At 39.5% G+C, this 12,472-nt stretch carries 12 protein-coding genes; 3 read left to right on the top strand and 9 right to left on the bottom strand.

What is annotated here, in order from left to right; all coding sequences use genetic code 11:
• Window positions 1-152 precede the first annotated feature (152 nt).
• On the bottom strand, window positions 153-1,736 hold the full coding sequence (gene asnB / locus A3EO_RS0102250) for an asparagine synthase B (protein WP_018345819.1): 1,584 nt from the start codon (window positions 1,734-1,736) through the stop codon (window positions 153-155).
• Between the two features lie 250 nt (window positions 1,737-1,986).
• Between asnB and A3EO_RS0102255 the strand changes: the two genes are divergently transcribed.
• Both A3EO_RS0102255 and A3EO_RS0102260 read left to right on the top strand, forming a co-directional pair.
• Window positions 1,987-2,214 carry a DUF7575 domain-containing protein gene (locus tag A3EO_RS0102255; protein ID WP_018345820.1) on the top strand — a complete coding sequence of 76 codons (228 nt, stop codon included), beginning with the start codon at window positions 1,987-1,989 and terminating at the stop codon, window positions 2,212-2,214.
• On the top strand, window positions 2,214-3,119 hold the full coding sequence (locus A3EO_RS0102260; RefSeq protein ID WP_018345821.1) for a mechanosensitive ion channel family protein: 906 nt from the start codon (window positions 2,214-2,216) through the stop codon (window positions 3,117-3,119). The genes A3EO_RS0102255 and A3EO_RS0102260 overlap by 1 nt, the downstream gene beginning before the upstream one ends.
• Before the next feature lie 71 nt (window positions 3,120-3,190).
• On the opposite strand, the gene A3EO_RS0102265 is transcribed toward A3EO_RS0102260, so the two are convergent.
• Together A3EO_RS0102265 and A3EO_RS0102270 are read right to left on the bottom strand one after the other, a co-directional pair.
• Window positions 3,191-3,781, bottom strand: coding sequence for an FMN-dependent NADH-azoreductase (locus A3EO_RS0102265; RefSeq protein WP_018345822.1), 591 nt, complete (start codon window positions 3,779-3,781; stop codon window positions 3,191-3,193).
• A gap of 29 nt (window positions 3,782-3,810) precedes the next feature.
• Window positions 3,811-4,209 carry a DoxX family protein gene (locus A3EO_RS0102270; protein ID WP_018345823.1) on the bottom strand — a complete coding sequence of 133 codons (399 nt, stop codon included), beginning with the start codon at window positions 4,207-4,209 and terminating at the stop codon, window positions 3,811-3,813.
• A gap of 110 nt (window positions 4,210-4,319) precedes the next feature.
• Here A3EO_RS0102270 and A3EO_RS0102275 point away from each other — a divergent pair, with 110 nt between their 5' ends.
• Window positions 4,320-5,186 carry a LysR family transcriptional regulator gene (locus tag A3EO_RS0102275; protein ID WP_018345824.1) on the top strand — a complete coding sequence of 289 codons (867 nt, stop codon included), beginning with the start codon at window positions 4,320-4,322 and terminating at the stop codon, window positions 5,184-5,186.
• Between the two features lie 47 nt (window positions 5,187-5,233).
• Here the strand turns inward: A3EO_RS0102275 and fruA are convergent, their stop codons facing one another.
• The 6 genes from fruA to clpX form a co-directional block, all read right to left on the bottom strand.
• Complete coding sequence (fruA, locus tag A3EO_RS0102280; protein ID WP_018345825.1) at window positions 5,234-6,922, bottom strand: PTS fructose transporter subunit IIBC; 1,689 nt, start codon at window positions 6,920-6,922, stop codon at window positions 5,234-5,236.
• Between the two features lie 3 nt (window positions 6,923-6,925).
• Window positions 6,926-7,864, bottom strand: coding sequence for a 1-phosphofructokinase (gene fruK / locus A3EO_RS0102285; RefSeq protein WP_018345826.1), 939 nt, complete (start codon window positions 7,862-7,864; stop codon window positions 6,926-6,928).
• A 1-nt stretch (window position 7,865) separates the two neighbouring features.
• The gene (fruB, locus tag A3EO_RS0102290) at window positions 7,866-9,026 is read right to left on the bottom strand and encodes a fused PTS fructose transporter subunit IIA/HPr protein (RefSeq protein ID WP_018345827.1); all 1,161 of its coding nucleotides are present in this window, start codon (window positions 9,024-9,026) and stop codon (window positions 7,866-7,868) included.
• Between the two features lie 219 nt (window positions 9,027-9,245).
• Window positions 9,246-10,547: an anaerobic C4-dicarboxylate transporter gene (locus A3EO_RS0102295; protein ID WP_013745612.1), complete on the bottom strand. Its 1,302-nt coding sequence runs from the start codon at window positions 10,545-10,547 to the stop codon at window positions 9,246-9,248.
• Between the two features lie 130 nt (window positions 10,548-10,677).
• Complete coding sequence (locus A3EO_RS0102300) at window positions 10,678-11,076, bottom strand: YbaN family protein (protein WP_018345828.1); 399 nt, start codon at window positions 11,074-11,076, stop codon at window positions 10,678-10,680.
• Between the two features lie 141 nt (window positions 11,077-11,217).
• Complete coding sequence (gene clpX, locus A3EO_RS0102305; protein ID WP_018345829.1) at window positions 11,218-12,465, bottom strand: ATP-dependent protease ATP-binding subunit ClpX; 1,248 nt, start codon at window positions 12,463-12,465, stop codon at window positions 11,218-11,220.
• Window positions 12,466-12,472 lie beyond the last annotated feature (7 nt).

Here is a 12,472-nt window from a genome sequence, read left to right on the forward strand (position 1 = left end):
TCAGGGCAGGACATGTCCGTAGAGCTTGTGAAGTGAACTTCATTAGAAGTCAGCAACAAGAACCCACCGAGAGTAGCCCATTGCTTGCAATGGGCACTAGTAGGAATCCCCGTCCTTTAGGGCGGGGAGGATGTCAATCTTATTTAATAATGTTATTTGCCACTGTCGCCATAGTTATTAAGCACACGCGCACTAGGGTCATTTACATTGCACCCTTCCCATTCTTTATTCGGCATCCAGAAACTTTTAATCCAATGGCTTTGCCCCGGATAGAATTTTTCAAAAATATCACGATATAAAAGGGACTCTTTAGTAAATGGTGTGCCATATGGATATTTTTGTTTTGCCTGCGCCAACTCTTCATCGCTGTATTTGCTTTCGGCAAACGCTTTCAAATGGTCAACCATCGAATGCCCTACTGCATCACTGAATGCTGCTTTTTCTCGATATAAAATGTTATCCGGCAGATAGTTTGTCCCCTCAAAGGCTTTGCGTAATAAATATTTCCCTTTGTTGTAAACATTCATTTTTTTCTCAGGGTTAATGCTCATTGCATAATCAACAAAATCAATATCACCAAATGGTACGCGTGCTTCCAATGAGTTAGCAGCTAAACAGCGATCAGCCCGTAGTACATCATACATATATAATTCACGAATACGTTTTTGTGCTTCCTTTTGAAATTCTGCGGCATTCGGGGCAAAGTCAGTATATTTATAACCAAAAATTTCATCACTCACTTCACCAGTCAAAAGCACTTTTAAGTCTGTTTTTTCGTGAATATATTTACACACCAAATACATTCCAATACTGGCTCGAATGGTAGTAATATCCCAAGTTTCTAAATGCCAGATAACTTTTTCCAACGCATCCAACACTTCATCTTTGCTCATAATGACTTCGGTATGTTCTGTACCAAGGTAATCAGCAACTTCTTTGGCATATTTTAAATCAATAGGATCAGTATCCATTCCAATGGCAAAAGTTTTAATTGGTTTATCTAAATAATTTTGTGCAATCGCACACACTAAAGAGGAATCCAAGCCACCGCTTAATAAAAATCCGAGCGGTGCATCCGAATGCAAACGCTTAATCACTGCTGTTTCAAGTTTTGTTTTTAATGTTTGTGTAATGGTCTCTAGCGACTGATCACGAATAACTTTCGGATCAGCAATATCGTTGTAGCAAATAAATTCACCGTTTAAATAATAGTGTCCGGGTGGGAACGGTTGAATGTCACGACACCAGCCGATAAGCCCTTTCGCTTCGGAAGAGAATGCGATGCCGCCGCTCTCTTTATCAAAACCATAAAACATTGGGCGAATGCCGATGGGATCACGTCCGGCAATTAAATCGCCGCTATGGCTGTCTTTTAATACTAACGCAAATTCCGCATCTAACATTTTCATCATAACATCCACGCCAACACGTTGATAAAGTGGAATCAGCACTTCACAATCACTGCCAGATTGGAATTGGTAATTACTTGATAATAATGATTTTAGTGCTTCGTAATTATAGATTTCACCATTACAAATTAATGAAATGCCTTCATATTGGAACGGTTGGTTGCCTTGAGAGCTTAAATCCATAATGGATAAACGATGGAAGCCCCAAGTGGCATCATCCGCATAGATAACGGCTTGATGATCCGGCCCACGATGAAAAATATGATCAAAGCTTTGTTTAAAAGCTTTGGACGTTTGTGCTGAAGATGAAAAAACGAATCCACACATACGAAAATCCTCTTATTATTTTTTATATGTTGTTAATGGCTACATATCATAGCAGTAAATTAGATTTTATCTAGTGTTTTTAGCAAAAAATTATTATTTTTTGCTTAATTTATTCTTTGTTGTTTTGTTTTTATCAAAAAATTGCGCTTAAAATTAATTTTTATCTATTTTTACCTTAATTTATGTGCTAAAGCGTTTTGTCATACATTTTGTTATAGTAACGGCTCTAAATTGAGAGGAGGAGTTTTCTATGTTGTCTTGCCCTAAGTGTGAGAAAAAAGTGAATGAAGAGTTGGATTTTTGTCCGTTTTGTCAAACGGCACTACACGATGAAGCTGCAAAGCGCGTTTATCAGCAGAGATTATCGCAGGATGTTGAACATCGTCAGGCAATGAATAAGCAAAATGCAAAAGTACAACTGATTTGGTTTGTGATTTTCGTGGTTGTGATTGGAGGACTATTGTGGTGGAAAAACTGATGGATATAAGAACAAGTGAGTATTGGTTATCTTGGTTTGATCGAACATTAGCTGTAATTTCAGATTATGCTATAAATGTCATCGCATCTATATTGGTGATTTTTTTAGCTCACTTTATTTCAGCTCAAATTAAAAAATTTTATAAAAAACATCTTCACCAAGATTCTTCTAATCAAGTGCATAACATTAACTCAGTTATTGCGTTTACATTACGCATTTTATGCTTGCTGATAGGTTACTTTATTGCAATTCATTTATTAGGGCTACAAGGCGTTTTAACACAAATATTAGCAAGTGCTGGGGTAATCGGTATCGTTGTTGGTTTTGCAACTAAAGAGACTATTGGTAATTTCTTTTCTGGTATGTTAGTGAACATATTAGTGCCGTTTAAAGTTAATGATTGGGTGAATATCAATGGTCAATATGGATGTGTCGAGAAAATAGGGACTTTTGTAACAACGGTGTTAACCGAAGATGGGCAACGAGTGCATATTCCCAATCAACTAATTTATTCACAAAACGTAATAAATTATTCTTCATTAGGAAAAAGAGTTGCGGTGGTTTCTACCGGAGTATCTTATGGTGATGATTTACAAAAAGTTAAAGCGGTTGCATTAGATGAAATTGGGAAATTGTCGGGATTATTATTGGATGAGGAAAATCAGCCTCATTTCTTTTTTACTGAAATAGGCGCTTCTACCTATAATTTTGAATTACGAGTGTGGGTTGAATTTATTGACCACGATCAGTATTTAGAATGTATTCATCAAATGATAATGGCGATTAAAAAACGTTTCGAACAAGAAGATATTTCTATTGCATATAATGTTACAACACTTGATTTTGGTGTAAAAGGTGGGGTTAATTTGTATGATAACCCGATACAAATCAAACAACTGAATTAAGATTAAGATAAAAAAGGAGCATATCTCAATGCTCCTTTTTTGTATTGAATGAAATCACAAGAACAATCTAATTATTTCAAAATTTCATCAATTTTTGCGCTCGCTTTAGCAATGGCTTCGTCTGCTTTATAAGCTAAACCTTCAACGTGAATTAAATCTACATTGCTTAAACCGACAAAACCTAAAACCTGCTTAACCCAATCGCTCATTGTGTCAAATTCTGTACCTTCATATTCACCACCGCTAGTTACAAAAGCGAAAACAGGTACATTCGGTAGTAAACCTTTAGGACCATTTTCGTCATAAGCAAAAGTAATACGAGGACGTGCAATATAATCAACATAGGCTTTAAATGTTGCCGGCGCAGTGAAATTGTAGCGTGGCAAACCAAGTACGATGTAATCCGCCTGTTTTAATTCAGCGATTAATTCATCCGCTAAGGCGATTGCATTACGTTGTTCCTCTGTTTCAGCAATACCGGCACGAATAGCAGCGACAGTTTTAGACGTTAACAACGGCACCGGATTAGCATCTAAATCACGTTCGATAATATTGACTTCCGGCCATTTTGCTCTGGTTTTGGCAATAAATTGGTCGATTAATTGATTAGAAAAACTTTTATCACCATTTACAGAAGTACGTAAAACTAAAACATTACTCATAATAAAAAACTCCTTGCTGATTCAATAAACTATTGTCTGTTTTTAAGGTTGTCTAATGCGAAAGCACCGCTACCGGCAATCGCGATAAAGAGGAAAATAAAGCAGAATAATACTGCCGGTTCACCGCCATTCATCAACGGCAACCAGAAGGTTGATACGGAGGCGTGGAACAGAAAATAAGCAAAAGCCATTTCTCCGGAAAGAATAAATGCGGTGATTCTAGAGAATAAACCCAACACTAATAAAATACCACCGACTAATTCTAAAATGCCGCCGATACCTAATAACGAGAGCACAGATAAGCCGTCAAACGCGGCGACGTGTGGAAGTGCAAATAATTTGGCGCTGCCGTGCAGTAGGAAAGTGTAACCGGCAACGATGCGCAATAAACCTAAACCGTAATGGCTTAATGATTGAGAGTTAGACATAAACTATCCTTTTTTAATTAAGTAGTGAAAACGTGAGTTAGTATATTGATTTCATAATCTGAAAACGATATGGTTTTTAGAAAAGTATTTTTTCTTAATAGGAAATGATAATGGACACTTTACAGAGTATGAAAGTATTTCGACAGATAGTCGAAAAAGGCAGTTTTAGCAAAGCCGCAGAACAGTTGAATCTCTCCACTTCGATGGTAAGCAAGCATTTATCAAATTTAGAGCATTATTTGCAGGCAAAAGTATTGAATAGAACCAGCAGGCGTTTAAGTTTAACTGAAGTGGGCGCGGATTATTATCAATGTTGTGTGGCGGCATTGGATGATCTTGAAGAGGCAAAACAAATAGCAAGTCAAGGAACGATCCATCCGCAAGGGACTTTAAAAATCACTTTACCGGTTTGGTTTGCAACACGGCGTTTCGCAGAATTTTTAGCTGAATATCAACATCGCTATCCTAAAGTCAATTTTCAGCTTTCGTTAGATAATCATCATACCGATTTGGTAGGTCAAGGTTTTGATTTGTCATTAAAAGTTACCGCACATCCAGCAGAAAATTTAATTGTAAAACCCTTAGCCAGCTTGCCGTTTTACTGGGTTGCCAGTCCTAAATATATTCAGCAGTTTGGACAATTGAATGAGCTATCGTGGGCGCAACATAAAGGGTTGATTCCGACTTATACGCACGTTGAGCATCATTTCGTCGATATTATTTCAAGCAATAATACATTAATGTTATACCAGTTGGCATTAGCAGCGCAGGGCATTGCTTATTTACCCAGTTTTTTGTGTGAGGATGATTTGCAGCGTGGTGATTTGCAAATTGTGCCGCATCCGGCAAACCGGAATCATACTTTGTATGCTGCTTATATGAATCGTGAATTTATGAGTGCGAAAGTACGCAGTTTTATCGATTTTATGGCGGAGAAATTTTCAAATTATCCGTTAAGACATTATGATTTTGAGTGAGGACGATAACAAAAAAGTGATGGGAAAACCCCATCACTTTTAAACGATTAAGCTTCTAATGTTTTAGGTTTAATCATTGCATATAACACGCCGGTGACAATACTACCTGCAGCGATAGCGACTAAGTAAAGCAATACCGGTTGAATAGCACCCGGAATGGCAAGTACGAAAATACCACCGTGCGGTGCCATAAGTTGTACACCGAATACCATTGATAATGCGCCGGTCAAAGCACCGCCAATCATACAGCTTGGAATAACGCGCATTGGGTCACGAGCAGCGAACGGGATTGCCCCTTCAGAAATAAAGCATAAGCCAAGAACGAAAGAGGCTTTACCACCTTCCAATTCATTTGCATTGAATTTTTTACGTGCGATAAAGGTTGCAATTCCCATACCTAATGCCGGCACCATACCCGCTGCCATTACAGCCGCCATAGGTAAGTAGGAAGCAGATGCTAATAGACCAACACCAAAAGTATAGGCAGCTTTATTTACAGGACCGCCCATATCGAAACACATCATTGCTCCAAGGATAATGCCAAGCACAACTGCACTGCCTGATTGCATTCCTTTCAAGAATTCAGTCATACTGTTCATTACCCAAGCTACCGGTTCACCAACGATATAAATCATAATTAAACCGACAAACAAAGTAGAAAGGAATGGAATAATCAAAATCGGTTTTAGGGCATTCATTGTTTGTGGCAATTTAACGTGATCATTGATCGCTTTAGCAATATAACCAGCTAAGAAACCAGAAATGATACCACCAATGAATCCAGCACCAAGCGAGCTTGCCAACATCCCGCCAACAAGCCCCGGAGTAAGCCCCGGACGATCTGCAATAGAGTAAGCGATATAACCGGAAAGAATCGGAATCATCAATGCGAATGCGCTACCGCCACCGATTTTCATCAATGCGGCTGCCAATGTTCCTTCTTCTTTGAAAGCTTCGATACCGAATACGAAAGAGAGCGCAATGATAAGACCACCAGCAACCACCATTGGTAACATATGAGAAACACCGGTCATTAAATGGCTATAAATGCCTTTTTTCTCACCTTTTTCTTTGCTTTCAGTTTTCGCCGTGGCGTTATTATCCTGTTTATGGTGATAAACTTTAGCCTCTTTAAACGCTTTTTCAAATTCCTGTGCGGTTTTCTTTAACGCTAAACCGGTTGAAGTGTGGTACATTTTTTTACCATCAAATTTGCTTAAATCAACGTCAATATCGGTAGCGATAAAGGCAAGATCGGCAGCAGCAACATCTTCAGCTGAGATTAAGTTGCTGGCACCAACCTGACCACGAGTTTCGACTTTTACGTTCCAACCCTGTTTTTGGCAATAGGTAGAAATCGCTTCCGCCGCCATAAAAGTATGAGCTACACCGGTAGGACAAGCAGTAACCGCAACGATATTTAATGGGCGATCACTCGCAACGGTTTCGGCTGGAGCGTCTGTTGGTGCTTGATAATCCGTTGCTGATGTGAGGGCTTGTTGTAAGGTTTGCTCCGGTGCATTAAATGCCTGTTCAAATGCGGTTAGATATACTTTTTTACCGGCAAGCGCTGGATTATTTGGTAATTTATCGCCTAACACTAATACAAGATCGGCATCTTGTGCCTGTTCAACCAGTTGGTGGTTTTGCTGATTAGCAACTTTACTAACCATTTGTTTTAACAAGTAAAGCGTTGCATTACCACGTTTTTCTTGTGCTAATAAAAAAATCTTCATAGATTATTCCTCAATTTTGGTGATTTTGACTTGGTCAATAAGTTGATGCAATGCTTGATGATCAGCAACACCAACATTACTTTGTGCAACTGCTAATGCGGAAATGGCAGAAGCGAAACGTAGCGTTTGTTCTTTTGAAAGCTGTTGTTCTGTGCCGTAAATTAAACCGGCAACCATTGAATCACCGGCACCGACAGTGCTCACTACATTGGTGCATTTTGGCGGTTGCGCCTGTAAAACGCCTTCATCATTGATCCATAATGAGCCTTCCGCACCCATTGAAATGATAACGTTAGCGATACCTTGCGCTTTCAACTGCTTAGCGGCATCAATAATTTCTGCTAATGAATTAAGCGGTTTGCCAATCCAAGCTTCCAACTCACGGTGGTTCGGTTTGACTAACCACGGATTAGCTTTTAAACCGGCTGTGAGCGCCGCGTTACTGCTGTCTAAGACCACTTTGGTGTGTTGTCCTAATTGTTGCAACCAAGCGGTAAATGCTTGTGGAGAAATACCTTTAGGCAAACTACCACAGACAGCAACCAAATCGTAATCTTTAAAATCCTGTAGCGATTGTTCAACAAAACATTGCCAATCGGCTTCGGAAACTTGATAACCTAAGAAATTTAAATCGGTGACATCCGCTTCAGTTTCGGTAACTTTCACGTTAATACGTGTTTTCCCGGCGACACGTTGGAAACGATCATCTAAACCAAGTTGTTGGAAAAGTTGGATAAAGTCACCTTGATTTTCCTCTCCGAGAAATCCGCTGACACTGACTGACAAATTTAAGTCGTGTAAGACTTTGGCAACATTAATGCCTTTGCCGGCAGGATAAATGCCCAAAGTTTCAACCGTATTGACTTCACCCAGCTGAATTCGAGGCAAACGACCGACTAAGTCGAAAGCCGTATTTAAGGTAATGGTTGCAATGCGAGGCATTTTACTCTCCTAAACCGGCATTAATTGCTTCGCCGATACCTTTTAATGCCTGTTCCGCATCTTCACCTTGAGCAACGAAACATAAACGTTGACCTTTAGTTGTGCCTAAACCAACCACTTTCATTAAGCTTTTCGCATTAACAAAAGCGGTATCGCGATCAACGTTTTTCACTTGAATGGTGGATTTATATTTTTTCACTTCATTGATGAGAACCGCTGATGGGCGAGCGTGAAGACCGTGCTCATTTTTGATTGTGAAAGTGGCTTCTAATTGGCCGTCTGCAGCTGCTGTTGATGTGTCGGCAGCAGATGTGGTTGTAGTCGAAGCGGCTGGTGCCTCTTCAACTTTACCTTGCAATGCCGCAACAACTTGTGTAGCAGAGCCGTTGAGTAACTGTTGTTGGCATTGCGGATCAAGTAAATTTGCCAGCAGATTTTCAATTTTGTCATCTACGTTGGCGATCGTAATCAAACCGGCAACGGTTTTATTATTGTTTTGGAACGGCTGTTTTGGACGAGCAAATGCAATCGCATTTTTTTGGTTACCGTTGAGGCTGTCGTTCACCCATAAACCGTTGCCTAAAGGTAAAGCGGCGGAAGCGATAACCTCAGTCACAAATTGATTGTCAACTGCTTTGGCTTGTTGCAGATTACCGGCATTGATAGCAGTTAACGTTAATAAGCTGGTGGTGTCGATATTGAGAGAAACCAAAGTTTCATCAACGATATTACCATTATCACCGTTAAAGAGTGCGATAAACTCTTGTGCATCGGTTGTTTTTGCGAGTTTTTCAGCAATATCTTCATCGCCGAGTAAATGCGTTAATTGGCGTAAAATCGCAAGATGTTCGTCTGATTTGGCAGCGATACCTATTACTAAATAAGCAATATTGTCATCGCTCCATTTTACGCCGTTAGGAAATTGGAAAATTTGTACACCGGTCTGTTTTACCAAATGACGGGTATCCAGTGTGCCGTGAGGAATCGCAATACCATTCCCTAAAAATGTTGAAGTTTGTTGTTCACGAGCAAGCATACCTTGCAAATAACCCTCTTCAACCAGCCCTTTTTCAACAAAGGCTTGGGCAACAGCAGTAATCGCTTGTTGTTTATCATCGGCTTGTGCCGCAAGATGGATGTCGTTTTCAACGAGATTAAACACGAGGGACTCCTTAGATTGTTAGTGGCTGAAAATAAAATCGCACAATTTTAACCCAATTTATTTTATTTGGTGAAAAAATTATGAAGAAAAAGACTATTTTTTGATTAAAAAGGGTATTTTTAAAAGGTTGCTAAACCGTTTTAGATGTTTAGCAATAAGGAAAGAGATAAAAAATCGGGAAGCTTTGATGCTTCCCGATTTATGAAAAAGTTTGAGAGTCTAGATAAATAGACTTCCCCATAAGAAACCGAATAGAACGGATAATGAAATTGCAATGACACCCGGAATAATGAATGGGTGGTTAAAGACAAATTTACCGATACGGGTTGAACCGGTATCATCCATTTCTACCGCAGCAATTAAAGTTGGGTAAGTCGGCAATACGAACAAGGCGGAAACTGCCGCAAATGCTGCAATAGCAGAAAGAGGAGAAACGCCTAATAGAATGGCTGTCGGATAAAGTGCTTTAGCAGTAGCAGCTTGTGAATAAAGCAATGTACTTGCGAAGAATAAGATCACGGCAAACATCCAAGGGTAGTTTTGTAATAAATCGGCAGACACGGTTTTGATTTCTTCAATGTGACCACCAACGAAAGTGTTTCCTAACCAAGCAACACCCATTACACAGATTGAGGCGGACATACCGGATTTGAAGGTTGCAGCAGAGGTAATTTTGCTGATGTCGATTTTACAGAAAATCACGATCAACGCAGCAGCACCTAACATAAAGCTGATAATAGCTTCGTTACGAGGTAAAACCGGATTATCAACCAAGCCAACGGTTTTACTGATCAATGTTGCATAGAACATCACGATGATAACGGTCGCTAAGAAGATGGCAACGGAACGTTTTGCGTAAGGCTGTATCTCAATTTGAGATTCGCCACGCAATTTAATTAATCCGGCTGCTAAACGGCGCTGATACTCTTCATCATCTTTTAAATCTTTTCCTAAGAAGTTACAGATAAATGCGGTAATCATACAAGCCACGAAAGTGGTCGGAATCCAAATCGCCAATAATTCGATATAACCAATGCCGTAATTTTTTTCAATTTCACCGGCAAGATAAACAACTGCGGCAGAAATTGGTGAAGCGGTAATAGCAATTTGTGAAGCAACAGTGGTGATAGATAACGGACGAGAAGGGCGAATGCCTTGTTCTTTTGCCACTTCAGCCACCACAGGAAGAATGGAGAATGCGGTGTGACCTGTTCCTGCACAAACAGTCATAAAATAACCGACAGCCGGCGCAAGAAAAGTGATGTGTTTAGGGTGTTTACGAAGCACGTGTTCTGCCCATTTGACTAAGAAATCCATACCACCAGCGACCTGCATTGCAGCGATTGCCATAATTACAGACATAATGATGGAAATTACATCGAATGGAATTTCACCCGGTGTTAAGCCTAACAATGCTAACGCAACAACACCAAGCCCACCGGCAAAGCCGATGCCTATTCCGCCGAGACGGGTACCTAAAAATATAAAGAAAAGTACAACTAAAAATTGTAACCAGATCATATAAGTTCCTTATTTAATTTTATGATTTACACACAACAATTAAGCGTTAACGACAGTTAACGCTTTCTGGTTAATGATTTTATCAGTTTTTATATCGATATTGTTGAGCTAGATCTAAATAATGCTGTTATTACACTGTTTCACGACAAGATGAGATAGATTTTTCTTGCGGTATTGTTTTTATCCAAAAGAAAAAACACCAATATTCGATCAATAGTAAAGCAATGATCGCAATTTTACCGAAGAGATTAGGGGAAAAATAAAAAGAGAGTGCCATCATTATAGTTGAAATCAACAGAATGGAACGTTTGGCACGTTTGGTTAATGCCCGTTGTTCATTAAATGTTTTGAGGTATTTATGATAAATCTGCGTTTGTTTAAACCATTGCTCTAATCGAGGGGAACTTTTTCCGAAGAAAAAGAGGGTACAGAGTAAAAAAGGCGTTGTCGGTAAAACCGGCAAGAAAGCGCCGAGAATGCCGAGAGCCAAGCAAGTGAAGCCAAGAGCGATATAAATATAACGTAACATCAATCTTTCTATTGTTGAGAATTATTCTTAATAAGATAGCAGTTTTTGTATAGAAAAGAAATGATGAAGGCAAGAAAATGATCTGCTCGCTGATTAATCACACTGCTCAATTAATCAGTCGATGCAGATCGAATATTGTGGTTAGTATTCTAATTTCGGTAGGGCTTGATTATCAATAACATCCTGATCTACAACGACTTTCTTTAATCCTTCTAAAGAAGGAAGATCGTACATTGTATCGAGCAGCACGCCTTCGACGATGGAACGTAATCCTCTAGCACCGGTTTTACGTGCCAGTGCTTTTTTAGCAATGGCGGTTAATGCTTCCGGAGTGAATTCCAACTCCACATTTTCCAGTGTAAATAGCGCTTGATATTGTTTGATTAAGGCATTTTTCGGCACAGTTAAAATGCGAATTAATGCTTCTTCGTCCAATTCAGCCAATGAAGCTACAACCGGCAAACGACCGACAAATTCAGGAATTAAACCGAATTTAATTAAATCTTCAGTTTCGACTTGCGCGAACAATTCACCGATATCGTGCTCTTTCTCTTTGCTTTGTACATTGGCATTAAAACCGATTCCACGATCTTTGTGGGTGCGTTTTTCAATGATTTTATCCAAACCGGAGAATGCGCCGCCACAAATAAACAGAATTTTTGAGGTATCTACTTTCAAAAACTCTTGCTGTGGATGTTTACGTCCGCCTTGAGGCGGAACGGAGGCAATAGTGCCTTCAATCAGTTTTAATAACGCTTGTTGCACACCTTCACCGGAAACATCGCGGGTAATGGAAGGGTTTTCAGATTTACGAGTAATTTTATCGATTTCATCAATATAAATAATACCCTGTTCCGCTTTTTCCGTATCGTAATCGCAATTTTGCAATAACCGCTGGATAATATTTTCCACATCCTCACCGACATAACCGGCTTCAGTCAATGTAGTAGCATCGGCAATGGCGAAAGGCACATTAATTTGGCGAGCTAATGTTTGCGCCAATAATGTTTTCCCGCTTCCGGTCGGACCGATAAGCAAAATGTTACTTTTGCCTAATTCAACATCAAGATCGGTTTCATTGTTGCGTAAACGTTTGTAATGGTTATAAACAGCAACGGAAAGGATTTTTTTCGCCTGATCTTGTCCAATGACATAATCATCCAAATGTGCGCGAATTTGGTGAGGAGTAGGCAATTTTTCAAGCGGTTTTTCCTGTTCTTGCTCTTTTTGATGTCTATTGGCTTCTTCCATTAATAAATCGTGGCAAGTTTCCACACATTCATTGCAAATATAACCGGATACACCGGCGATTAATTTGCCGACTTCGTGTTTTTCTTTGCCACAAAGTGAGCAGTAAAATTTTTCGTTGTTTTCTGGTTTATCTGACATAAATTTC

The organism is Gallibacterium anatis DSM 16844 = F 149 (genome assembly GCF_000379785.1).
Taxonomy (GTDB): Bacteria; Pseudomonadota; Gammaproteobacteria; order Enterobacterales; family Pasteurellaceae; genus Gallibacterium; species Gallibacterium anatis.